At 61.9% G+C, this 22,625-nt stretch carries 22 protein-coding genes; 11 read left to right on the forward strand and 11 right to left on the reverse strand.

What is annotated here, in order from left to right; all coding sequences use genetic code 11:
- The first annotated feature begins 22 nt into the window (after positions 1-22).
- Positions 23-1,930, forward strand: coding sequence for an asparagine synthase (glutamine-hydrolyzing) (gene asnB / locus WGH93_RS08890; RefSeq protein WP_374764527.1), 1,908 nt, complete (start codon positions 23-25; stop codon positions 1,928-1,930).
- Between the two features lie 34 nt (positions 1,931-1,964).
- Here asnB and WGH93_RS08895 read toward each other — a convergent pair whose 3' ends face one another.
- The gene (locus tag WGH93_RS08895) at positions 1,965-2,786 is read right to left on the reverse strand and encodes a hypothetical protein (protein ID WP_374764528.1); all 822 of its coding nucleotides are present in this window, start codon (positions 2,784-2,786) and stop codon (positions 1,965-1,967) included.
- Positions 2,787-2,981: 195 nt separating this feature from the next.
- Between WGH93_RS08895 and WGH93_RS08900 the strand changes: the two genes are divergently transcribed.
- Positions 2,982-3,635 carry a PIG-L deacetylase family protein gene (locus WGH93_RS08900; RefSeq protein WP_374764529.1) on the forward strand — a complete coding sequence of 218 codons (654 nt, stop codon included), beginning with the start codon at positions 2,982-2,984 and terminating at the stop codon, positions 3,633-3,635.
- Complete coding sequence (locus tag WGH93_RS08905; protein ID WP_374764530.1) at positions 3,635-4,558, forward strand: sulfotransferase family protein; 924 nt, start codon at positions 3,635-3,637, stop codon at positions 4,556-4,558. Before WGH93_RS08900 ends, WGH93_RS08905 begins: the two co-directional genes overlap by 1 nt.
- Here WGH93_RS08905 and WGH93_RS08910 read toward each other — a convergent pair.
- Genes WGH93_RS08910 through WGH93_RS08935 form a run of 6 tightly spaced genes read right to left on the reverse strand, consistent with a single transcriptional unit; the run spans position 4,546 to position 11,365 of the window.
- Positions 4,546-5,682, reverse strand: a complete 1,137-nt coding sequence (locus tag WGH93_RS08910; RefSeq protein ID WP_374764531.1) for a glycosyltransferase — start codon at positions 5,680-5,682, stop codon at positions 4,546-4,548. The genes WGH93_RS08905 and WGH93_RS08910 overlap by 13 nt on opposite strands.
- Complete coding sequence (locus WGH93_RS08915; RefSeq protein WP_374764532.1) at positions 5,679-6,851, reverse strand: glycosyltransferase; 1,173 nt, start codon at positions 6,849-6,851, stop codon at positions 5,679-5,681. The genes WGH93_RS08910 and WGH93_RS08915 overlap by 4 nt, the downstream gene beginning before the upstream one ends.
- Positions 6,848-7,261 (reverse strand): adenylyltransferase/cytidyltransferase family protein, encoded by a 414-nt coding sequence (locus WGH93_RS08920; protein WP_374764533.1) that lies wholly within the window; start codon positions 7,259-7,261, stop codon positions 6,848-6,850. The genes WGH93_RS08915 and WGH93_RS08920 overlap by 4 nt, the downstream gene beginning before the upstream one ends.
- Complete coding sequence (locus tag WGH93_RS08925; protein WP_374764534.1) at positions 7,258-8,709, reverse strand: CDP-glycerol glycerophosphotransferase family protein; 1,452 nt, start codon at positions 8,707-8,709, stop codon at positions 7,258-7,260. The genes WGH93_RS08920 and WGH93_RS08925 overlap by 4 nt, the downstream gene beginning before the upstream one ends.
- Positions 8,696-9,574 (reverse strand): cytidylyltransferase domain-containing protein, encoded by an 879-nt coding sequence (locus WGH93_RS08930; protein WP_374764535.1) that lies wholly within the window; start codon positions 9,572-9,574, stop codon positions 8,696-8,698. Before WGH93_RS08930 ends, WGH93_RS08925 begins: the two co-directional genes overlap by 14 nt.
- A 60-nt stretch (positions 9,575-9,634) precedes the next feature.
- Positions 9,635-11,365 (reverse strand): tetratricopeptide repeat protein, encoded by a 1,731-nt coding sequence (locus tag WGH93_RS08935; protein WP_374764536.1) that lies wholly within the window; start codon positions 11,363-11,365, stop codon positions 9,635-9,637.
- 293 nt (positions 11,366-11,658) lie between these two features.
- Between WGH93_RS08935 and flbT the strand changes: the two genes are divergently transcribed.
- From flbT to WGH93_RS08975, 8 genes are all read left to right on the forward strand, one after another.
- Positions 11,659-12,057 carry a flagellar biosynthesis repressor FlbT gene (gene flbT, locus WGH93_RS08940; RefSeq protein WP_374764537.1) on the forward strand — a complete coding sequence of 133 codons (399 nt, stop codon included), beginning with the start codon at positions 11,659-11,661 and terminating at the stop codon, positions 12,055-12,057.
- A 164-nt stretch (positions 12,058-12,221) separates the two neighbouring features.
- Entirely contained in the window at positions 12,222-12,761 is a 540-nt protein-coding gene (gene flaF / locus WGH93_RS08945; RefSeq protein ID WP_374764538.1) for a flagellar biosynthesis regulator FlaF, read from the forward strand.
- A gap of 470 nt (positions 12,762-13,231) precedes the next feature.
- Positions 13,232-14,059 carry a flagellin gene (locus WGH93_RS08950; RefSeq protein WP_374764539.1) on the forward strand — a complete coding sequence of 276 codons (828 nt, stop codon included), beginning with the start codon at positions 13,232-13,234 and terminating at the stop codon, positions 14,057-14,059.
- 494 nt (positions 14,060-14,553) lie between these two features.
- Positions 14,554-15,384, forward strand: coding sequence for a flagellin (locus tag WGH93_RS08955; RefSeq protein ID WP_374764540.1), 831 nt, complete (start codon positions 14,554-14,556; stop codon positions 15,382-15,384).
- 439 nt (positions 15,385-15,823) lie between these two features.
- Positions 15,824-16,648: a flagellin gene (locus WGH93_RS08960; RefSeq protein WP_374764541.1), complete on the forward strand. Its 825-nt coding sequence runs from the start codon at positions 15,824-15,826 to the stop codon at positions 16,646-16,648.
- A gap of 126 nt (positions 16,649-16,774) precedes the next feature.
- The gene (locus WGH93_RS08965) at positions 16,775-17,203 is read left to right on the forward strand and encodes a flagellar protein FlaG (RefSeq protein ID WP_374764542.1); all 429 of its coding nucleotides are present in this window, start codon (positions 16,775-16,777) and stop codon (positions 17,201-17,203) included.
- 199 nt (positions 17,204-17,402) lie between these two features.
- Entirely contained in the window at positions 17,403-18,254 is an 852-nt protein-coding gene (locus WGH93_RS08970) for an AAA family ATPase (RefSeq protein ID WP_374764543.1), read from the forward strand.
- A gap of 4 nt (positions 18,255-18,258) precedes the next feature.
- Positions 18,259-19,434 carry a vWA domain-containing protein gene (locus WGH93_RS08975; protein WP_374764544.1) on the forward strand — a complete coding sequence of 392 codons (1,176 nt, stop codon included), beginning with the start codon at positions 18,259-18,261 and terminating at the stop codon, positions 19,432-19,434.
- A 47-nt stretch (positions 19,435-19,481) separates the two neighbouring features.
- On the opposite strand, the gene WGH93_RS08980 is transcribed toward WGH93_RS08975, so the two are convergent.
- The 4 genes from WGH93_RS08980 to pseH all read right to left on the reverse strand — a co-directional run bounded on the left by WGH93_RS08980 (position 19,482) and on the right by pseH (position 22,622).
- Entirely contained in the window at positions 19,482-20,579 is a 1,098-nt protein-coding gene (locus WGH93_RS08980; protein WP_374764545.1) for a histone deacetylase family protein, read from the reverse strand.
- Positions 20,580-20,627: 48 nt separating this feature from the next.
- On the reverse strand, positions 20,628-21,170 hold the full coding sequence (locus WGH93_RS08985; RefSeq protein ID WP_374764546.1) for a GNAT family N-acetyltransferase: 543 nt from the start codon (positions 21,168-21,170) through the stop codon (positions 20,628-20,630).
- 147 nt (positions 21,171-21,317) lie between these two features.
- Positions 21,318-21,821 carry an energy transducer TonB gene (locus WGH93_RS08990; protein ID WP_374764547.1) on the reverse strand — a complete coding sequence of 168 codons (504 nt, stop codon included), beginning with the start codon at positions 21,819-21,821 and terminating at the stop codon, positions 21,318-21,320.
- A gap of 219 nt (positions 21,822-22,040) precedes the next feature.
- Positions 22,041-22,622 (reverse strand): UDP-4-amino-4,6-dideoxy-N-acetyl-beta-L-altrosamine N-acetyltransferase, encoded by a 582-nt coding sequence (gene pseH / locus WGH93_RS08995; RefSeq protein WP_374764548.1) that lies wholly within the window; start codon positions 22,620-22,622, stop codon positions 22,041-22,043.
- Between the last annotated feature and the right edge of the window lie 3 nt (positions 22,623-22,625).

Consider the following 22,625-nt stretch of genomic DNA (forward strand, 5'->3'; position numbering starts at 1 on the left):
ATTTTCCGAAAGGGAACTAGCCATGTGCGGTCTGCTCGGCTGGTTCACTCCCCGCCCCGCCCCCGACGACGCCGCCCGGTTCGATACGGCTCTCGACCGGCTGGCCCATCGCGGCCCGGACGACCGGGGCGTTTTCGCGCATCAAACAGCCAAAGGGCATCTGCGCCTGGGACACAGGCGCCTGTCCATTATCGACCTGTCCGCCGCCGGGCACCAGCCCTTCCAGTCAACGGATGGACGGTATATTCTTGTTTTCAATGGGGAAATATACAATTACCGGGAATTGCGCGATGCCCTCGCCGCCGAAGGCGTGGTCTGCCGCACCCGCACCGACACCGAAGTGCTGCTGGAAGCGTGGCGCCACTGGGGCCGGGATGTGCTCCCGCGCCTGATCGGCATGTTCGCCTTTGCCGTTTTGGATCGCCACAATGACCGGCTGGCCCTGGTTCGGGACGGTTTCGGCATCAAGCCGCTCTATTATGGCTGGCACGATGGCGCCTTCCTGTTCGGCTCGGACATCCGGGCACTCAGGACCCTGATGCCCGACCCCGCCCTGAACATGCGCGCGGTATTCCGCTATCTCCACGATCTGGACTATGATCAGGACGGCGAGACCTTTCTGGACGGCCTGCGCCAGCTTCCGCCCGGCCATGTGATGGACCTGCCCCTGACTCAGGACGCCAGTATCAGCCAGCACACCGCCCCGCCCCAGCAGCGCTGGTGGCATCCCGGCATCGGGGCGCGCCCGGACCTGTCCTTCACGGATACCGTCGCCGCGCTCAGGGAAACCTTTCTGCACTCGGTACGGCTACACATGCGCAGCGATGTGCCGCTCGGTGTGGCGCTATCCGGGGGCATCGATTCCGCCGCCATTGCCGGCGCCGTACGCCATCTGGAGCCGGACGCAGACCTTGCCACCTACAGCTTCATTGCCGATCATCCGCGGCTGTCCGAAGAACGCTGGGTGGACCTGTCCAATGCGGCCACGGGCGCGACCCCGAACAAGACCACAATTACCCGCGACGTTCTGATCCGTGATCTGGACCGCTTCATAACCGCCCAGGGGGAGCCCTGTTCCGGTTTGACCGTTTTTGCCCAGTTCCGGGTGAATGCAGCGGCCCACGAGGATGGCATCAAGGTATTGCTCGAAGGTCAGGGCGCGGATGAGCTTCTCGGCGGTTATGACGGCTATGCCCCCCAGAGACTGGCCAGCCTGATCGAAACGGGCCAATGGGGGAAAGCCCGGCACTTCTTCCGGGGCTGGTGCCGCTGGCCGGGCCGCAAGACCTCGGCAGCCCTGCGCCGGGCAGTCCTGCAGGAACTGTTCGCCCGCCGCCGTCCGGCGCCCGTGAACCCAGCCACCACTCCCTGGCTGGACCTGACCCCTTTTCAGGCCGCAGGCATTCCATTCACAGCCCCTTTCCACCGGGCACGAAACCCGGCCCGGGGGCGGCGCGTGGCCAATCAGATGCGCGCCAGGGCGCTGGAATTCGGCCTTCCCCGCCTGTTGCGGCACGGCGACCGGAACGCCATGCATTTTTCCATAGAGAACCGGGTGCCGTTCGCCACCCCCGCTCTGGCGGAGCTGGGCTTTTCACTGCCCGAATCCCATCTGGTCTCACCCACAGGGCGCACCAAGCACGCTTTCCGGGAAGCCATGCGCGGCATCGTGCCTGATGCCATACTGGACCGGCGAGACAAGATCGGCTTCACCGCCACGGAACGCGACCTGCTCTGGTCCATGGCGGACGATGTGCGGGACTGGCTGGACCTGGCCGACGCGGTGCCGTTTCTCGACAGCACCCGATTGCGTGAGACCTTTGATGGCTTTCTCACCAGCTCCGGCAGTCTTGAACAGGGCTCCATCGTCTGGCGCTGGATCAACTTCCTGAAATGGTACCATCTGGTCTTTCTGGACCGGGCCACCTGAAAACGACCCATGACATGATCGCCGGGGAGTCTGGTCAAACCCTGGCGGCCCTTTCTGCCATGGTGTCGTTCGGGATCATCCAGGCATGGGGGCTGGCTTCCAGAACCGAGCGCACCTCCGCCTCATTAACGATATCCGCCATGAAATCGCGCGCCTGTTTCACCAGCCAGGTTTCCACCGGTCGGTGCAACCGGCGATCCGCTGGCAAAAGCGCGTCAATGGCGTCCACGGCGGGTTCCGCCACCCGATTGCTGCCCGGCAGGAAAAGGTCTTCATAGGTCAGCGTGACGATGCGGTCATGGTTCGCCAGAAAATCCGCGAATGCCTGATTCCGGGCCATTTCGGTCTCTATGCGATAAATCAGCGTGTCGGGGTTGAGCCAGACTCGTGCATCCGCCCGCGCCTTGCCCGTGCGCAAGGCCCACTGATCGGTTTTGCGCGCCTTCTCGAAGGAAACGATCTGGGCCAACTTGTTGCGCCGGACCAGATGGATCACCGGCCAGTTTTCCGCGACCAGACGGGCAATGATCCGGGGTGGTCGGTCGGGCAGGTTCCAGTTGGCGTCCAGGCCATTGCTCTGATCGTATTTCAGGTCCACCAGCAGGTCATGATCCCGTGGCAGCACATCATCATACACATGCCGCAAAAAGGCCGAGAACTGATCCATGCGCTGATGGGGCCGGGCCACCGCGCCGCTGCTCTGCCGGTCCAAAAAGCAATAGAAATTCAGGGCCTTGTCACACACCTTTGAATTCAGCGTTTCGCCGTCACAGCGGAAGGGGCCGTGATGCTTGATCGCCTCCCTGAGCGCACTGGTGCCGCTGCGCTGTCGCCCGATCAGAAACAGTGGTGTCATGGAAACCGGTTTCCCTTTCCCTGCCATAAGCTGGGGCACGCACCCCGCACAGGGTAACCAGCAAGAGCCGGGCCAGATCGCCCGACCCATGACACAGCGACCGGCTGGCCCCGGCCTTGCAAGGTCGGTCTGGAAATATGCTTGAAAATCGTCTTTAATCCCATCGATTTGACAATTGCGCCTGGAGCCCAGTTCATGACAACCCTGCCCGACGGCTTTACCGGGATCAATTCCGTTCTCGTGCTCGCCCCCCACCCGGACGACGCGGAATTCGGCTGCGGCGGGCTGATCGCACGACTGGCGGACGCCGGGGTGCCGATCCATGTGGCCGTTTTTTCCACCTGCGACACGTCCCTGCCCGATGGTTATGACAGCGAAGCGCTGGTAACGGAATTCAGGCACGCCTCATCCTTGCTGGGCGTACCGTCCGCCAATTGTCGCATCTTCCGCTATCCGGTGCGCCGGTTCAGCGAACACCGCCAGGACATACTGGAAGACATGATAACCCTGCGCCGGGACCTGTCCCCGGATCTGGTACTGATGCCCACGCGAGAGGACATCCATCAGGATCACGGGGTGATCGCGTGGGAAGGTCTGCGCGCCTTCAAGCAAACGCGGGTGCTGTGCTATGAAGCACCCTGGAACATGCTGGAAACGCGGCTGAATTTCTTTGTCCGGCTGACCCGACCCCAACTGGATGCCAAGCTCAGAGCCATCGCCTGCTACGAGACCCAGGCCAGGCGCGCCTATTCGGACCCGGCCTTTCTCGAAGGGCTGGCGCGGGTGCGCGGCGTGATCTGCGGCGCCTCTTTCGCCGAAGCCTTCACGCTGGAAAGATGGATGAGCTGATGGGCGCGCCCCCCAACGAACCAGACGTGGTTTTCATCGGCGGCACGGGCCGGTGCGGCACATCGATCCTGCGCACGGTGCTGGGCGAGCAGCCGGGCTGCACCGCCCTGCCCTTCGAACACCGCTTCCTGATCGACCCGGACGGGCTGGTAGACTTCATGGCATGTGCCGGAAATATCTGGTCGCCCTATCATTATGACAGGCGCCTGAAACGCTTGCACGCCTTTCTCATGACCCTGGCGGGCGACGAGAGTGACGGCCCGCCCTATCGGGGCTGGGAGCTGGACCGCCATTTTCCCGGCTTCCGTCACCATGCCGAACAGTTGATCGATCGGCTCACCGCCTTTCGCTATCCGGCACGCTGGGTCGGCGGCATGGCGGACGAGGGCACACTGTGGTTCGCCCCCTGCCCGGACGCGGACAGCCTGCTCACCGCGTGCCGGGCCTTTGCCTGGGCCACCATTACGGGCCTGCTGGAAAAAACCGGTGCCCGTGTCTATGTGGAAGACAACACCTTCAACCTGCTCCATGCGCCCTGGCTACATGCGCTGTTCCCGTCCGCGCGTTTCGTTCATGTGGTGCGCCATCCGTTCGACGTGGTGCGCTCGTTCCAGGCGCAGCGCTGGTGCCCCGATGACCTGGATCAGGCAATCGCCTTTTACCGGGCCGTGATGGATCGCATCCTGCGCCAGACGGAATCTCTCCCCAAAGCCTGTTTTGTCACCCAGACCCATGAAGCATTCACCGGAGCACCCGCCGCCACAATCCATCGGCTTGCCCGCCAGCTTGGCCTGCCGGATACCACCGGGGACCACACAACCGCTGTCCATCACAGGCCGGCGGCGGATATTCCGCCCGACGATCGCGCGCGCATGGCAACCGCCCTCGCCCCCTATCTTGACCGGTTCGGTTACGACGCCTGAGCCGCCCGGCGCGTCAGGTTCAGCAACCAGCGGGCAAAACCTTCCCAGCCGATTTCGGGCCGGGCCGTCCCGGCAATGCTTTGGCGGGTCGCACCGCTCAGGGTGAGAGCGTTCACCTCCCGCGCGATCTGCGCCACCGGCAAGGGGCTGTCGTCCGCGGGCACGCGGATTATCGGCCCCGCCCGCTCCAGCAGGGGGTCGTCATAGGAAACGATCACCGGCAGGCCGCAGGCCATATAAAGCCGGCCCTTGAGCGGGCTGCCCGCCGTCACCCCCTTGCGGTGCATACCGATGGAGCCCACCCCGGCGCTGGCCCGCGCCAGAAGAGGGTGCAGCGCGGCACCGCTCAACGGGCCGGTAAAGGTTACGCGATCCGTGATGTTCAGCCTTTCGGCCTGACGCATCAGGGCGGGCCGCTCGCTACCCTCCCCCACCACGGTCAGCCGGGCGGGTACATCCGGCGCATCGGCCAGCCCGGCCAAAGCCCGGTCGATCCCCTTGTAGGATTCCAGAAACGACACCACCAGAAGGTGCAGCACCCCATCGGGGCCAGACAACGGCCCCTGGCCCAGGGTGATTTCCGGCGCGCTCAGGTCGATCCGGTTGTCAAAACGGGCCACCGGCATACCGGACACCGCCGCCACCGGCGAAGGCGATAGAGCCTGCGACACATGGGGGGGCAGCCGGTCCCGGTTGGCCCGATCCGCCGCCACCAGCGCCGGGTCGGCGATCTCCCCCGCATAGGGAAGTGTGGGAAATTCCAGCAGCCGCACGGTCTGGCGGGGCAGGCTTTCAAGAAAAGTGACGAGCACCGGCGCCTCATACATGCGTTCATAGCGCAACAGAACGGTATCCGGCGCCCACAGTCGCGCCGCCTCGGCGGCCCCCTGCCAGAAGATTTCCTGTTCCCCCTGCTTGGCCACGGGGCCCCATTCACGCTCGTACATCAGGGCTTTGACCGCATCGTCCCACCGGGCCAGCACCTGCCGGTTGCCGTCCATATGCAGAAAGCCCACATCCGCGCCCGCCGACGACAGGGCCGCGACCTGCCCTTTCAGCTTGGCAAACACGCCCGACAGGCGGGTGGAGCGGGCATTGACGCGGGCGATCAACAGCAGTCTCACAATGTCGCCCCCGTGGCATCCTGTTCCCCGGCATTCAGCCGGGGCCGCGGCGGTCGGATCACCTGATGATCCGGCACGCCCCGCGCCCGCAGGTCCGCCGCGATCTCGTCCGCGAACGCCGCCGAGGTGATAACCACATGATCCACCGTGGCAAAGTCCATGTCTCCCCGTATGGGCACACCGTCGAACGCCCCGCGCACATCCCGGTCCAGCATGGCGATCATCCGCAGCCCCGGCAGCCGATCCGTCAATGCAAGCATCAGCCGTCGCCCCCGCTCCCCCGCGCCGTAAAGCGCAAGTCGGGCATTCGGGGCCACATTTCGCGCCACATGTTCGATCAGGGCATGGTCATGCCGGTCCAGATAAAGGTCAGGTGCCCAAGGGGTGAAGGGCGTGGCATCCCGCGCATCCCGGTACGCCTGCCGATAGGGATGAACACAGGATCGCCGCCAGGGCTTTTCCGGGCCGGTGAAGTGCATGATCGCCGGATCGGCGGGCGCGGTGCCGTCATGCAAGCTGTGGGTCTGCACATTATAGCGCTGACCGAGATACAGAACCCGCCCGTCCAGCACCAGATTCAGAATGTCCTGATCGTTATAATCGAACCGGTGCCCGGAATGAAGCTGATCCATCAGCGCCTGTTCCACCCGCGCCGACCGCCAGGCATCCATGTCCACCAGCATCAGACCGGCGCTGAAATACCGCCCGCGCGTGGTGCCAAGCAGCCGCCCCTGTCCGCGCGGTTCCAGCTTGGTTTCGCTCACCGCCGCCACCACATGGCCCTGCAAATCGGTATGGTCATAAAGCGGGCGCAGGCTTTCCAGCGCGATCATGTCCGCATCCATGTAGAGCACGCGGGTCACCGTCTTTGGCAGCACCCGCGCCAGCGCGAAGCGATAATAAGTGGCCACGCTCAGGCGTTCAGCCAGGGCATCCCCCAGCATGGCATCGGCAAAGGCACCCGGCCCCAGATCATACAGGTGCACCGCAAGCCCCGCCCCCGCCATGGCGTTCAGGCCCTCCGCCTCGTCCGCCGCAAGCCCGCCGTGCAGCACGTGTGCCACCAGCGGGCCCGGCGTGGTGCGCCGCACGCTTTCCAGCGTGGCCGCCATGTGCGGGGCGAAACCCGCATCAATGCAGAACACCAGATGCAGCGACGCCGTGGTCATGACAAATCCTGATCAAGCTGCTGAAAGACCCGGATGGCCTGCTTGAGCTGGCTGGAGGATACATCCCGTGTGCGGGGCAGATATTCCACCCGGCACAGATCGCCGAGATCATCGAACCGGCCCCGCCAGTCATCCCCCATGACGAACACGTCCACGCCAAATGCCTGAATGTCGCGCCGCTTCTGGTCCCAGCTTTCCTCCGGGATCACCCGGTCCACATGGCGACAGCTTTCAAGGATGGCGGCGCGGTGGGCATAGGGCATCAGCGTGGTCTTGCCCTTGGTTTCATTGAAGGCGTCGGTGGACAGCCCCACCACCAGCCTGTCACCGAAGCCGCGCGCCCGTTCCAGCAGCCGCACATGGCCCACATGGAACAGATCGAAGGTGCCATAGGTGATCACCGTGGTCATGCTATCTCCCGGATGAAGTCCACAATGGCGGGCGTGGCGGGCCGGTCCACCAGTTCAAGCCGGCGGCGCAGATCCCGCCGGGTTCGGGCGTATCCATCCTGACCGGCAGCCACATCGGCCAGCGCCGCGGCCAGGTCGGCCCGGTCCCGCGCCACGGGCCCGGCGATAAACAGGCTGTCCGGCACGGCGGCGGCGCCGCGCACCGCCTGATAGGCGTCCCGGTCGAACTGGTAATAGACGATCGGGCGGTCGCAAACGAGAAAATCGAACGCGACGGAAGAATAATCCGTGATCAGGCATTCCGCCTCCGCCAGCCATGGATAAGGATCGCGCCCGCCGGGGAACAGATAAAGATGCGGGTACCCCGGCAGCGGTAGCAGATCGTCCGTCAAGGGCAGGTCCAGCGCATCCTGCACCGCGCGGGCCACAAAGGGGTGATATTTGAGGACCAGGGAGCGCCCGTGCCGCGCCGCCAGCCCCTCTGCCCAGTCCAGATCAAGGCCCGCGCGGGTGGGGTCCGCATCCCGAAAGGTGGGCATATAAACCCAGAGCGGCCCCGTGTCCGCCAGCACGGCTTCCAGCCGTTCCCGCGAGACGCTCACCTCCCACGGCCTGTCAATCCGGGGCTGGATCAGCGCATCGCAGCGGGGATAGCCAAGCGCCTCATAGCGTGCCGCCCGAAACATGCCGGGAAACACATGACGATTGAACCAGGCCGACGAAGACAGAAAAGCCGCATCCCGCACATGCTCATAATGACCATTGCCCGCCAGCGCCTTGTAGGGCAGCCCGTGCCAGAGCTGAACCACCGGCACGGCGGCACGCAGGCAGGCAAACCGGTCACTGGTGGCTTCATGATCCACCACCAGCCGCGCCGCCCGCACCAGCGGCCACCAACCGGTCATGGGCCGGTTCAGCCAAACACCCGGCTGATCGGCGACACATCCCGGCGGCGGAGGTGCATCAAACCCTACAAGGCGGGCCTCTTTGCCATGGACAGCGCGGTGGTGCCGATAGGCGAGCAGCACATTGCTGTCGAAAAATCCTTCCGCGTAATAAACGGTGCCCTTTTGCGACACCATCCTCCGCGCCAACCGGAAAAGGCCGCTGCGCAACCGGCCCCGAAGGCGGCCAAGACGCACGGACCAGCGCCGCCGATAGGGTCGGAATGTATCATCCGTCATGGCCGTCAACAGGGTGCGCGCCGGAAAACCGCGCCCCATCAAGCCTTCGCATATGACTGCCTGCGCCTCGCCCGGCGCCACAACCGCATAATCAAAGGATTCAGCCTCCGCCGCGCCATTGATGATGCCCACGCCGCGCTTGAAATTATCCATCAGGCCCAGCACCTCGGCCCCGGCGTGGCCCAGCCTTCGGGCAAGATCCCTGCCCGCCGGGTTGGCCGGCGCCACATAAACCCGTCGGTGCGCCAGATCAGTTAACCGCATGGGCCGTCGCTTTCGCGGCAGGGGCGGCCATATCCGGGAAATGCCGCGCGAAAATCTCGGGCGACCAGTGAAAGCGCGTCACCGGCAAGGGTGTGACCACACGCCCCTCACCCGCGCGGGCGCGGTCGCCGTCCGTCTGCCGCTGCCACATGCGGCTGCGAAAGGCATTGATCGCGGGCAGTTCCGGGCGGTGCCGCACCAGGGCCGCCATGGCGGCAATATCCGCATGGGTAAAATCCGCGCCCAGATGCGCCGCCACGCGCTCCAGAAAATCCAGATCCTCGCGGTAATCCAGCACCCAGCGATGGCGCGCCCGCACGCCGCCGCTGTTCTTGCTGAGCCGATAGGCCAGCCGGGTCACGTCCGCCATGGTGCGCACCGGCATGGTCACATGCTCCCGCGCCGTGGGATTGCCGCAGTCACGATCGGCCTGAAGCAGCCGTGCCGCCGTCACATATTCGGCGTCGATGCCATGGGGAAAACCCACCAGATTGCCATAATCCACGGCAGCGCTGTGAAACGCGGCCCCCAGAGCGGCCACAATGGCCGGGTCCAGAAGCGGACAGTCCCCCGTCAGCCGAAGCACCACGTCGGGCCTGCGCGCGCGCACCACCGCCGCGAACCGGCCCAACACATCCGCCGACGGGCCGGTCATCACCGGCCAGCCATTGGCCCGGCAGGTTTCCACGATGGGGGCATCCTGCACACTGTCCCCCGTGGCCACCACCACATCGTCCACGCCTTTGATCGCCATGGCGCGCGTGACCACATGATGCAGCACCGACCACCCGGCCAGCGGCATCAATGCCTTGCCGGGCAAGCGGCTGGACCCCATGCGAGTCTGTATGATGGCCAGCGTGGTCATGGTCCCTGTCTGCTCCCGTTCCTGTTTGTATTACCGTTCCGGCATCAGACCTGGCGGCGCTCAGGCCAGCCGGTCGGCAAAATCTTTTTTCAGGGCCTCCAGCGCGTGGAGCGGCCCGTATTTCTTGAAATTCAGATCCTTGCCCCGCTGGGATTCGATCATACGGGAATGATCGGGGTCAAAGGCGATGCAATCCGTATCCTGCCCGAAATGCCACCAGAAGGCATAATGGCGCTGCACCAGCACATAGGTGGGCAGCCCCACCGCCAGCGCCATCCAACTGGGCGCCACGGATGGTCCGACAAACAGGTCCAGATTGCTCATGATGGCCAGATTGGCCTCAATGTCCTTCTTGAGGTCCACATCATCCCAGCGATGGATGGTCACGCCGAAGCGCGCCTCCGCGTCCCGGATTTCCTCCTCGCAATCGGTGTATTGCAGGCTGACGAATTCCAGCCCCGGCACCTCGAATAACGGGGCGTAGTCCTCAAGGCTGAGATAGCGGTGACGGCGCATCCCCTTTTGCCGCTGACTGGTCCAGGCAAGGCCGATACGCAGCTTGCCGGTCAAACCGGACAGGCGATCCCGCCAGAAGGCGGCGCGCTCCGGGTCAGGGCCGAGAACCGGCTTGCGCACGGGCGCCATATCCGCGATCTCGTGCCAGAAATGCTGCATCAAAGACCCGGCCGGAATGCAATAGTCGGGCTTGCCCCGCTCGCCAGCCCGAATTTCCCGGTCCAGGCCCGGATAGTGCCGGAAGCGGTAGCCATCCTTGCGGAAATCCTGAGAAGCATAGGCGGGGCATTCAAAATTGCGTTCATAAGCGTCCGTCAGCCGGCTGTCACAGGTCAGCAGCACTTCCCCCGCCAGCGGCTTCAGGCGATCGAACAGGAAAGAGAAGAGAATCTCGTCCCCCAGGCCCTGCTCGTTCATCACCAGCACGGTCTTGCCCGTGAGATCCTCCCCCCGCCAACGGGGTGCATCCACCGCATACTGCACCACCTGCGCGCTTTCCCGGTTCTTGTCCAGGCGCCATTCATATTCGGGATAGGCTTGCGCCAGTTCACCGCGCATGAAGAGCTCAAAGGCCAACCCCACATGCAGTTCCGGCTCGGTCGGACGGAGCGCGATCCCCCGGCGCAGCAGGTCTGGCCGCTCTTTCCAGGGGGCGATCATGGAATAGTTGTTCAGTGCGCGGTAATCATTGGGATTAATCTTGAGCGCCTCCTGAAAGAACTGCCGTGCCTGCGGCTGTTTCCGCTGCGCCCGCGCGCACAGCCCCGCCACATTCCAAAGGGCCACATTTTCGGGAAAAATGGGCAGCACTTTCTGAAGATAGGCGATGGCGTCGTCATAGCGTTCCTGATGCATCATCGCCGCCGCCAGGTGGGCGTGATATTCCGCCTCCTTCGGGTTGAAGGCGATGGCGTGGTGCCACAGTTTCTCGGACACATCGAACATTTCCATGTCCGCCGCCATGTGCCCCATCACATTGACCAGTTGTTCCGTCGGTTCGCTGCGGGCCAGAATGTGCTCCAGCGTTTCGATCGCCTTGGCCCGCTGGCCCAGTTGGCTGAGACAGAAAGCCACCACCACCCATATCTGATTGTTGGCGGGTTGCAGTTCGGACACTTCCAGAAGCAGGTTGACCGCATCCGCCCAGCGCTCCTGCCGCTGGGCTTTCAGGGCTTTCTGGGTGAGCTTCGAGGCCTTGCCGCTTTTGTTGCGCGCCGACCGGTCCAGTTGCGCCCGAGCCGTCTCGAAATCCTTTTGAGCGAGACCTAACGTCATGAACTCTGTCCTTCCTGTGCTTTCCAGCCGTGACAGCCTTCACACTAGCATGATCGGCCCGGCATCATGGGTGCAATTGCGCATCAAGCGGACACGCAACCATGAAACAGATCGGTTGGCAGCAAGAATCATACCACCACACCCCACCCTGCCCGGTCCATGGCCCACCGGGTTCAAGCGCCAATGGTAACGACGCCCCGCAACCGGCGAAACCGCTCAGGCGTTTTCCCTTTTGCAATCCTCTGGAAAAAAATTTAATAATGAAAGGGCATTTTTACGGTTCAGGGGGTACCATGGCGCTTAAGCTATCGCTTCGACCGGGCGAAAAGATCGTGATCAACGGCGCGGTTGTGGAAAACGGGGACCGGCGGTCCAGCCTGATGGTCCACAACAAGGCCTCGATCCTGCGTGAAAAAGACATCATGAAGGAGGAACAGGTCACAACGCCGGCACGTCGGATCTATTTCCCCATCATGCTGATGTATATGGATGGTCCCAATTATAAGGACTATTACGAGGAATTCGTGCTGCGCATGAACGAGTTCATGAACGCCATATCCACACCGGAAGCCATATCCACATGCGTGGAAATCAGCCGGGATGTGATGAATGCGGACTATTACAAGGCCCTGGTGAAATGCAAGAAGCTGATCACCTTCGAGGCGGAGCGCCTGGCTTATAGCGGGGACTGAAACCGACCATCAGATGCCACACCGGCACAATATTTGCATATTTGGTCGTGCTGTCCCGAACGCATACGGCGCCGCCCAAGCCAGACCGGCCCGGCGCGGGAGATGGATGGTCAAGCCACGGCCTGCGTGGTATATGTATTGTCAGGTGGTAAACAGGCGAGCGCATGTCCTATCAAGCCTATCAACAGGCCCAGCAAAGCAGTGAAACACCGTCGCAGACGGAATATCGTCTGATGGCAAAGGTCACGCGGGCCCTGATGGATGCCCAGCCCAAGGGAAGCCGTCATCCTGAGACGGTCAAGGCCCTGGACTGGAACCGCCGCATGTGGAGCACCTTTTCCTCGGACTGTGGCGCCAAGGGCAATGGCCTGCCGCCACAATTGCGCGCAAGCATCATTTCGCTGGCCATCTGGGTTTCCAAGCATACATCCAAGGTCATTCGGGGCCAGGAAACGCTGGACGAGCTGATTTCCGTCAACAAGACCGTGATGGAAGGTCTGGCCATGCAGGCCAGGAATGCCGGCGGTCAGCAGGCGCGCCCCACACCGCCCCCGGCAGGCGGTACTGGCGCATATGGCGGTACAACGCCGACGGGCGGCGGCACGGAGGCACGCACCAACCAGCAGTCCGGCAATAGCTCCGGCGGTGAAAAACCGGGTAGCGGGCCACAGGGCACGCCCGGCAAGATCAACTCCCTTCTCTAGGATCGTCCCGCTTGGGGCCAGCAAGGCCAGATGAACCACGGCCTGGCGCCGCGCCGAAGTCGCGCGACCACACACCCACAGCCTGCCCATTATCCCGCGGCTCACTCGCGACCCCAGGCCCCGCATATGACGCGAGGCGACCTGCCAAGACCCTATGACGACACCATATGCGGAATAGGCAAAAGTTACCCGGCAAATATAGCCCATCGGCCAATAGTACACCTTAAATATTAGGCATTTTTTGCCTAATTTGACAAACGATAGAGGTGTCGGAAAAATATACCGCCTCGCATATTGTTAAATAACCGATTAATTTCAGAATCTTATCAATATTCAGGTTGCAGATAGGAAAAACTGGCACGGCAATCGCATAACATTGTCCCGAAGCAAAACGCTTCAGCTAAGCCGGCTCAAAAGAGCCAGACCTGGCGGACACAATGTCCGCGACATCTTCAGAATGGAGAGACAACATGTCCTTTTCGATCAACACCAATCCCAGTGCTCTGTCTGCCCTGCGTCAACTCAATGACACGACCGGGCAGTTGAACACCACTCAGACCCGCATCAACACCGGCCAGGAAGTTTCCTCCGCCAAAGACAATGCTGCCGTATTCCAGATTGCGCAGAATCTGCGGTCTGACCTGAGCGGCCTGAAATCCGTGCAAGGCTCGCTGGACCGCGCCCAATCCACGGCAGACGTGGCCATTGCCGCCGGTGAAGCCGTATCCGACCTGCTCATCCAGATGAAGGAAAAGGCCGTTGCCGCGGCCGATGGTGGTCTGGACAGCACCAGCCGGGCGGCCCTGGATCGGGACTTTACCGAATTGCGTGACCAGATCACGACGATTGTGGGTGAGGCCAGCTTCAACGGCACCAATGCGGTTGAAAGCGGCGGCGACAACATCATCGCCATCACCAATGACACCGGCACCAACACCATTTCGGTGGCGGCCCAGGACTTGTCGCTGGGCGGTGGCAATGTGACGGTCGGCGCAACCGACGACATCTCCACCAGCGCCAACGCGGCCACGCAGGTCACGAATCTGGAGGCTTCCATCTCCAACGTGAACTCGGCCCTGTCCTCGCTGGGTTCGTTCAGCCAGCGGGTTGAGCTTCAGCAGGAGTTCTCCACCCGTCTGTCCGACTCCATCGAAACCGGCGTCGGCAACCTGGTGGATGCGGACCTGGCCAAGGAGAGCGCCAACCTGCAGGCTCTGCAGACCAAGCAGCAGTTGGGTCTTCAGGCTCTGGGGATCGCCAACCAGGCGCCGCAGACCATCACCTCGCTCTTCGGTTAAGGGAACAGGCTTTTCGGTAGGTAAGCGAACACGCATAAAAATCGTTCGCACCGATGCGGGCTCTCCTCCAGAACGGCTGGAGAGCCCGCCCCAAAGCCACCGAAAACCTGCTCCCCCTAAACGCCAGGCGCGCTGGTCGCGGCCAGCGGTCAAGACCACAGAACAACCCCCTGCTCCGGCGGGGGGTTGTCTATTTTTGCCCTCTCCCTCCTCCGCCATGCCCCGATACGCGGCCCAACAACCGGGCACCCCCTGCCCGGCGCTTTTTGCCCGCACGCCCCGATAGCGGCAAAGCCTGCCCCGACATGGCGACCACAACGCATCACACACCATGAAATTCTTGTTCTTTTACAGTGATTTATACTTATTTCGCGCACTCTTTCCATGATTGGCACACATCCCGCACTAAACGGGCCGAGAGGTAGAAACCCCTCTGCCAAGCAAAACGCCTGGCCGCAGAAACGCGGCGGTATTCTTCAGAATGGAGAGAGACGATGACGAACTTTTCGGTCAACACGAATGCTGGCGCGCTGAGCGCCCTTCGTAACCTGAACACAACCAATAACCAGTTGGAGACAGTACAAACACAGGTGAACACCGGTCTTGAGGTAGCTTCGACCAAGGACAATGCCGCGATCTTTTCCATTGCGCAGAACCTGCGCGCGGATATTTCCGGCCTGAACTCGGTCTCAAACTCCCTGGATCGGGCGCAATCGACGACCGATGTTGCCGTTGCCGCAGCCGAGGCGGTTTCCGACCTTCTCATTCAGATGAAAGAGAAAGCGGTCGCCGCGGCGGATACGGGCCTGGACTCCAGTAGCCGTGCGGCGCTGGACCGGGATTTCGTGGAGCTTCGTGACCAGATCGATTCCATCGTCAACGAAGCCTCGTTCAATGGCACCAATGCGGTGGTCAGTGGTGGCCAGTCCATTATCGCCATCACCAATGATACCGCAACGCGGTCGATTTCGGTTGCCAATCAGAACCTGTCCCTTGGCGGCGGAACGGTAACGATCAGTGCCAGTCAGGGCATTGCCGACGCCGCAACGGCCGGAACCGTGGTCAACAATCTGGAGGCTTCCATCTCCAGCGTGAACACGGCACTTGCCACATTGGGGTCTTTCTCCCAGCGGGTTGAGTTGCAACAGGAGTTCGTCGCGTCGCTGACCGATGCAGTGGAAGTGGGCGTGGGCAACCTGGTGGATGCCAATCTGGCCAAGGCCAGTGCGGAACTCACCGCCTTGCAGACCAAGCAACAGCTCGGTCTTCAGGCTCTGGGTATCGCCAATCAGGCGCCGCAGACCATCACCTCGCTGTTCGGTTAAGGCGCGGGAACAGGACCATAATGACGGGCGACCCGCTACGGCGGGCCGCCGCCGCCCGCCGCCCCAAAACGGGGCCGCGACAGGTCATTGATTGGCGCCCGCCCGGAAAGTGGACGGGCGACAGCGGGTCGAGGAGCACTGCCATGCGGAGTCCTGGATAGGGGCCTCCCCTTTCGGCAAAACCGGGAGCACCACCCGGCACAAAATTCCTTACTCGGTAATGTTTGCCGGTAAATTATGCCGATTAGGCAATTATTGCCTATCGAAACTGCTTTCTGTTCTTTCCCGAACAGCGAGTTAATCGGCATATTTTCCATAGACTTGATCGAAAAATCCCTGGCTCGCCAATGTTGGCAAGCCAGTTGCAAGTGCTGGACTGGAGGCAAAAAGCCTCTGCGGGCAAAATGCCCGATAACAACTCCGGAAAAAGGAGGCCAAAATGGCTTTTTCGATCAACACCAACGAATCTGCGTTTGCAGCCCTTCGTACCCTGAACCAAACCACCAGCCAGTTGAATGAAACACAGGGCCGGATCAACACCGGCCAGGAAGTGTCGTCCGCCAAGGATGACGCGGCCACGTTCCAGATCGCACAGAATCTGCGGTCTGACCTGGGCGGCCTGAATGCCGTACAGGGCTCGCTGGACCGGGCTCAATCCACCACCGATGTGGCCATTGCCGCCGGTGAGGCGGTGTCCGACCTGCTCATCCAGATGAAGGAAAAGGCCGTTGCCGCGGCCGATGGTGGTCTGGACAGCACCAGCCGGGCAGCCCTGAACGAAGACTTCACCCAGCTTCGTGACCAGATCACGACGATTGTGGGTGAGGCCAGCTTCAACGGCACCAATGCGGTTGAAAGCGGCGGCGACAGCATCCTCGCCATCACCAACGACACCGGCACCAACACCATTTCGGTGGGGGCGCAGGATCTGTCGCTGGGCGGTGCCAATGTCACCGTCGGCGCAAGCGACGACATCTCCACCAGCGCCAATGCGGCCACGCAGGTCACGAACCTGGAGAACTCCATCTCCAACGTGAACTCGGCCCTGTCCTCGCTGGGTTCGTTCAGCCAGCGGGTTGAGCTTCAGCAGGAGTTCTCCACCCGTCTGTCCGACTCCATCGAAACCGGTATCGGTAACCTGGTGGATGCGGACCTGGCCAAGGAGAGCGCCAACCTGCAGGCTCTGCAGACCAAGCAGCAGTTGGGTCTTCAGGCTCTGGGGATCGCCAACCAGGCGCCGCAGACCGTCCTGGGCCTCTTCTAATCTCAACGGATTTCAGGGGCGCCGCCTGATGGCGGCGTCCCGCCCTCTCATCCGATGAGCTAGGAGAAATCTCAGCGAAGTGAGCGGACGAGAGCGCATCAATCCCCGACGTCATGGAGAAGACCCATGTCTGACATATCGAAAACTGGGGAAGGTGTTCCGTTCCAATCCAGGCCGGGTGACGTGACCCGACTGGCCCAGGGACCGGCGGTGCAATCGTCTGAATCCGTGAAACCCGCACTGTCCGTCGGCGCCGCAGGCGCCGGGGGATCGTCGGGTTCTCAGGGTAAGGACGGAAGGTCCGCTGGCGACAATCCCCTTTCCGATCCGCTTGAGCGCGCTGCTCAGGCATTGGAAAAATTCATTCCGGCGCAGGAGGACGAGCCCAAAACGAAGCTCAGGATTGAAAAGGACGAGGAATCCGGTCGCTTCATCTATCAGAATGTTAATACTGAAACAGGTGAAGTGGTCCGCCAATTCCCGCCCGAAGACATCCTTGAGTTTCTATCGTTCTTCCGTAACCCGGAAGGAGTCGCATTTGACGACAAGGCCTGAGGGGCTGCCCCGTTTTGAGTACCGCCGGCCCCTCCGGCACCTTATTTTCGCCCCTGCTTTTCCGCCCTTTCTCGGTGCCCTTTCAAGTACCCCCCCTTTTTTCACACTGATCAGTCCAATCGGCACTTGCCAATCCTGATTGGGCAACTACCCTCGGCCCCATGCCATACTCAGCCGCGCATGAGGGAGTGAACCGCCAATGAGCTTTTCCGGCACAAAGGATTATGTGGCCACGGACGACCTGAAAGTGGCCGTGAATGCCGCCGTTACGCTGAAACGGCCCTTGCTGGTCAAGGGGGAACCGGGCACCGGCAAGACAGTACTGGCCCAGGAAGTGGCCAAGGCGCTGGATACGGACCTGATCGAGTGGCACATCAAGTCCACCACCAAGGCGCAACAGGGCCTGTATGAATATGACGCCGTATCCCGCCTGCGGGACAGCCAGCTTGGCGACGAACGGGTCAAGGACATCAACAACTATATCAAGCGCGGCAAGCTGTGGGAGGCGTTCGTACACCCCCGCACCCCGGTGCTGCTGATCGACGAAATCGACAAGGCGGATATCGAGTTCCCCAACGACCTGTTGCAGGAACTGGATCGCATGGAATTCTTTGTCTATGAAACCGGCGAAATGGTGCGCGCACAGAACCGCCCCATCGTCATCATCACGTCCAACAATGAAAAGGAACTGCCGGATGCCTTTCTGCGCCGCTGTTTCTTCCATTATATCGCCTTCCCGGACAGGGCGACCATGCAGGACATCGTGGACGTGCACTTCCCCGATATCCAGAAGGACCTGGTGCGCGAAGCCCTGAGCCTGTTCTTCGATGTGCGCGACGTGCCGGGCATCAAGAAAAAGCCTTCCACAAGCGAACTTCTGGACTGGTTGAAGCTGCTGATGAACGAGGATCTGCCCGTGGATGTGCTCAAGTCCCGCGATCCGAAAAAGCTCATTCCGCCACTGCACGGCGCGCTTTTGAAGAATGAGCAGGATGTCCACCTGTTCGAGCGGCTGGCCTTCATGAACCGCCGCCAGGGCGGTCAGGGCTAGGCCCATGTTCCTGGACTTCTTCCATGCCATGCGGGATCACCGCCTGCCGGTCAGCCTGAAGGAATATCTGACCCTTCTGGACGCGCTGAAACACGGCGTGGGCCGCTTTTCCGTGGATGAATTCTATTATCTGGCCCGCGCCACCTTCGTGCATGACGAAAGCCAGCTTGATAAATTCGACCGTATCTTTTCACACGTATTTTCCGGCATCGAATTCACCGGCGAAGAAGACGTGGAGATCCCCGAAGACTGGTTGCGCCAGATGGCGGAACTGTATCTGAGCGAGGAGGAACGGGAAAAGATCGAGGCCATGGGCGACTGGGAAGAGCTCATGGAAACCCTGAAAAAACGGCTGGAAGAACAGACCGAGCGCCACGAAGGCGGCAGCAAGTGGATCGGCACGGCGGGCACCTCCCCCTTCGGCGCCCATGGCTACAACCCGGAAGGCATCCGCATCGGGCAAAAGGAAAGCCGCCACCGCCGCGCGGTGAAAGTGTGGGACAAGCGCCAGTTCCGCAATCTGGACGACAGCGTGGAACTGGGCACCCGCAATATCAAGGTGGCGCTCAGAAAGTTGCGCCAGTTCGCCCGCACCGGCCAGCCGGAGGTGCTGGACCTGGATGACACCATCAAATCCACCGCCAAGCAGGGTTTTCTGGACATCAAGATGGTGCCGGAACGCCACAATGCGGTGAAGGTGCTGCTGTTTCTGGACGTGGGCGGCTCCATGGACCCGCACGTAAAGGTATGCGAGGAGCTTTTCTCCGCCGCGCGGGCCGAATTCAAGCATATGGAATTCTTCTATTTCCACAACTGCCCCTATGAGCGCGTGTGGAAGGACAATGCCCGCCGCTACAGCGAAACCATCCCCACCATGGATGTGCTGCACACCTATGGCGGCGACTATAAGCTGATCTTTGTGGGCGATGCATCCATGAGCCCCTATGAGATCGCCTATCCCGGCGGCTCGGTGGAACACTGGAACGAAGAGTCCGGCGAAGTCTGGCTCCGCCGCATGTTGGACATCTACAGCCGCGCCGCCTGGCTCAACCCCGTGCCGGAAGCGCACTGGCCATACGGCCAGTCCATCCAGATGATCCGCCAACTGATGGGGGAGCGCATGTTCCCCCTCACACTCGACGGCATCGACCGCGCGGTAAAAGCCCTGCGTGGTAGCTAAGGGCGCCGCGCCAGCCCTGTCTTGGGTATAAATGCCACAACGCCGGGTCAGTCCTCGATGAAGGCTTCCCGGTGAAACTCCGCCGCTTCCACCACCTCCTTCAGACCGCATTCGACCAGCTCCGGCACATCGCCCCCGGCCAGCACGTCCAGCACCGCATGAACGCCATTGGACAGGGAGGTCAGATTATATCCCCCTTCCAGCACCAGCGCCAATCGGCCATTGCAGTGCCTGTCGGCAATGTCCTGAACAATGCTGGTCAGCACCTTGAACCCGCCATAGGTCAGGTTCAGGGCCATGTCATTCCGGTGCGGGTCGAAGCCCGCGGATACCAGAACCAGGTCCGGCTCGAAGCGATCCGCCGCGGGCACCAGCACGTCCCGGAATGCCTTTTCAAAGGCCAGGTCCCCGGCGGTTTCGGGAATCGGCACATTGACGGTATAACCCTCGCCAAGGCCGCCGCCCACATCGTGCAGATGGCCGGAACCGGGATAGAAAGGGGCGGCACAATGAATGTCGAAGAAAAGAACGTCCGGGTCGGCCCAGAATATATTCTGGGTGCCGTTGCCGTGATGGGCGTCCCAGTCCACGATCAGAACCCGCTCGCAGCCGGATTTTGCCAGCGCATGAGTGGCCGCCACGGCAACATTGTTGAACAGGCAGAACCCCTGTGCCCGCAGGGACTCGGCATGGTGCCCCGGCGGACGCACAAGCGCGAAGGCGCTCTGCGACGCCCCCGTCATCACGGCGTCCACGGCGGCGATGGCCTGGCCGGCGGCGGCAGTGGCCGCCTTGATGCTGTCCGGCGAAACGGCGGTGGTGTCCCTGTCCAGCCAGGCCCGCTTGCCCTCCAGTGAAAAAATATGATCCAGATAGGATGTGGCGTGTACCCGGCCCAACTGATCACGGGTGGCGTGCGGGCCAGCCGTGACCTGAACGCCGGGTATGGGCTTTTCCTCCAGCAGTTTCATTATGGCCGTCAGGCGGCCAGGATGCTCTGGATAGGTCCACTTGAAGTCCAGCCCCTGAAGAATGTTCCTGACGCGCTTTTCCACGCGGCTGGGAATAAACGGAAAGTCAACTTCCGGGTTATGGCCGAGCATTGCCTCGTCATAAAAAACCGTAACGCTGCGATCACCTGTCACTTTTCCCCCTTCCCGCGCATGAACAGCCCCGATCATCGGGCTTGCGCCTCATTCCGGGTCCGACAGCACCGCCATCACCGACTCGGCAAGGGCCGTGGCACGAACGCCGGTGGGTCGAAAGCCAAGCCTGGTCCAGACCTCCTCGGCTTCCTTGTTGGAAAGCGCATATTCCAGAACCAGTTCATGAACGCCCTGTTCCTCGGCAAAGGCAACAAGTTCGCGCAGCATGGCCCGGAACACACCGGACTGGCGGTATTCCGGCTCCACCCAGATGTTATCAATGATGCCGGACTTGAACACCTTGTCGCCCATCTCTTCCCAGATGCTTTCCCGGCGCCAGACATGAATATATCCCATTCCCACGAGCCGGGCGTTCAAATCCTCGGCCACCACCACCATCTTGTCTTCATCCGCCAAAGCCGTGGTCAAAAATTTCGTAAGGTTTTTCCGCTCCGATTGCTTGAGGGTCTGAGGCGTTCCCCCGGCAACATGAACCGCCAACTTCACCAGAAATTCCACAAGGAAAGGAATGTCCCCGTCATTGGCCTGACGGATAGTAATGCTATCGGCACTGTTGTTTTCAATCGCCACGTGATGACCTCTGGTTTGATTATCTGTATTATGTTTAACACATAATTAAGATTTAATGTGGCTTTTCAGGATAAAGAAAAAGGCCGCACCGGTCATACCAGTGCGGCCAGGGACGCCGAGTGTCTGACGATTGACGCCTGGGAAGCGTTACTCGGCGGAGGGCAGAATTTGCAGGCTGGCGGATACCGGGCCGCGGCGGCTGGCGATGCGTTCACTGCGCACCTCCGTGGCGCGTTCCAGTGCGCGGGCCTCATGGGCGCTACCGGCCATGGCATAGGTCAGGTTGAGCTGGAAGCTCAACTCACCCTTGCCATAACTGGCGGGCAGGACAGGAAAATCCGCCTTTTCCAGAACCCGGCGTGCCGCCGCGCGGATCTGAATATCGGCATTGCTGGGCAGGGCTTCATGGGTCACCACGTCGCCACTGCGATCGATGGTCACACGGAAGCTGGCTTCACCTTCGGCACCCCGGCGCTGGGCCATGACCGGATAGGTCATCACGCTGTCCACGGCCTGAGCGGCGTCTTTCAGCCAGCCCCCAAGCCGAGCCTTGGTGGCCTCGGCGCCATGATCGGCACCGGCAAAGGCGGTAGTGGCGGTCATTCCCGCCAGGGACAGGGTGGCGATGGCGGTTTTCACAAAACGGTTCATGGTCGATCTCCTCGCTTGTCGCGTGCCGGCCAATCCGGCAATAGCTGTCATGCAGTGCCGCCTTATTTCTTGTCTTCATGCGGGCGACACAGTGACCATCCCATGACAGAATCAGGGCCGCCAGACTTCTGCGCCAGGCAGCCGGGAGGATGCGACAAACGGTGTGAAAGACCGCCCAAAGTTTAGGAATTGCGGATGTGATCACGCGGTGAAAGGTCGTCAGGCGAGCAGGTGGGCGGGCTGTAACCCTTTCGCCGCGAGCCGTTCTTTCGCCGCTTTTGCAATATGCGGCCAGTCGTCGCGCAGCGCGGCGAGGATCACCACATCCTCAAGGACGCCGGCTTTGCGGATGGCCTGCCGCAGCACGCCTTCCTGCACGAAACCAAACGCCTGGTGCATGGCCACCACCGGCGCATTGCTGGCCAGCACCTCGCAGGACAGGCGGTTCAGCCCAAGCGTTTCAAAGGCATAATGCAGCGCGAAGTGCTCGATCACCGTGCCCACGCCCGCGCCGCGCGCCACCGGGTCGGCCAGATAAAACGCCCATTTGGCGCTTTTGTGCGCGGGGTCGATGTCATAGAAATTGAACAGGCCCGCCGGGGTCTCTCCCACCAGGATCAGGCGATAAAAGCGGCGCTCATCCGTGCGCGCGGCATCGAACCAGCGGGCGTGCTCCCCAGAACTGATGGGATGGTCATTATACATGAAGGCCGCCACGTCCGGGCTGTTGCGCCAGGTGCGCAGCCGCTCCCGGTCCCGGTCTTCCAGTGGCCTGAGGCCGATCCGCGCGGGCGTGGCCATGGG

The organism is Yunchengibacter salinarum, from assembly GCF_037658235.1.
In the GTDB taxonomy this organism is placed as follows: Bacteria; Pseudomonadota; Alphaproteobacteria; order Sphingomonadales; family Kordiimonadaceae; genus Yunchengibacter; species Yunchengibacter salinarum.

Excerpts from the sequence above, each read along its gene's own strand:
- WGH93_RS08965 (WP_374764542.1), top strand. The coding sequence starts at position 16,775 with ATGTCTGACATATCGAAAACTGGGGAAGGTGTTCCGTTCCAATCCAGG.
- asnB (WP_374764527.1), top strand. The coding sequence starts at position 23 with ATGTGCGGTCTGCTCGGCTGGTTCACTCCCCGCCCCGCCCCCGACGAC.
- WGH93_RS08930 (WP_374764535.1), bottom strand. The coding sequence starts at position 9,574 with ATGACCACGCTGGCCATCATACAGACTCGCATGGGGTCCAGCCGCTTG.
- WGH93_RS08900 (WP_374764529.1), top strand. The coding sequence starts at position 2,982 with ATGACAACCCTGCCCGACGGCTTTACCGGGATCAATTCCGTTCTCGTG.
- WGH93_RS08975 (WP_374764544.1), top strand. The coding sequence starts at position 18,259 with ATGTTCCTGGACTTCTTCCATGCCATGCGGGATCACCGCCTGCCGGTC.
- WGH93_RS08970 (WP_374764543.1), top strand. The coding sequence starts at position 17,403 with ATGAGCTTTTCCGGCACAAAGGATTATGTGGCCACGGACGACCTGAAA.
- WGH93_RS08935 (WP_374764536.1), bottom strand. The coding sequence starts at position 11,365 with ATGACGTTAGGTCTCGCTCAAAAGGATTTCGAGACGGCTCGGGCGCAA.
- WGH93_RS08915 (WP_374764532.1), bottom strand. The coding sequence starts at position 6,851 with ATGACCACGGCGTCGCTGCATCTGGTGTTCTGCATTGATGCGGGTTTC.
- WGH93_RS08905 (WP_374764530.1), top strand. The coding sequence starts at position 3,635 with ATGGGCGCGCCCCCCAACGAACCAGACGTGGTTTTCATCGGCGGCACG.
- WGH93_RS08960 (WP_374764541.1), top strand. The coding sequence starts at position 15,824 with ATGGCTTTTTCGATCAACACCAACGAATCTGCGTTTGCAGCCCTTCGT.
- WGH93_RS08990 (WP_374764547.1), bottom strand. The coding sequence starts at position 21,821 with ATGAACCGTTTTGTGAAAACCGCCATCGCCACCCTGTCCCTGGCGGGA.
- WGH93_RS08955 (WP_374764540.1), top strand. The coding sequence starts at position 14,554 with ATGACGAACTTTTCGGTCAACACGAATGCTGGCGCGCTGAGCGCCCTT.
- flaF (WP_374764538.1), top strand. The coding sequence starts at position 12,222 with ATGTCCTATCAAGCCTATCAACAGGCCCAGCAAAGCAGTGAAACACCG.
- WGH93_RS08920 (WP_374764533.1), bottom strand. The coding sequence starts at position 7,261 with ATGACCACGGTGATCACCTATGGCACCTTCGATCTGTTCCATGTGGGC.
- WGH93_RS08950 (WP_374764539.1), top strand. The coding sequence starts at position 13,232 with ATGTCCTTTTCGATCAACACCAATCCCAGTGCTCTGTCTGCCCTGCGT.
- flbT (WP_374764537.1), top strand. The coding sequence starts at position 11,659 with ATGGCGCTTAAGCTATCGCTTCGACCGGGCGAAAAGATCGTGATCAAC.
- WGH93_RS08925 (WP_374764534.1), bottom strand. The coding sequence starts at position 8,709 with ATGCGGTTAACTGATCTGGCGCACCGACGGGTTTATGTGGCGCCGGCC.
- pseH (WP_374764548.1), bottom strand. The coding sequence starts at position 22,622 with ATGGCCACGCCCGCGCGGATCGGCCTCAGGCCACTGGAAGACCGGGAC.
- WGH93_RS08895 (WP_374764528.1), bottom strand. The coding sequence starts at position 2,786 with ATGACACCACTGTTTCTGATCGGGCGACAGCGCAGCGGCACCAGTGCG.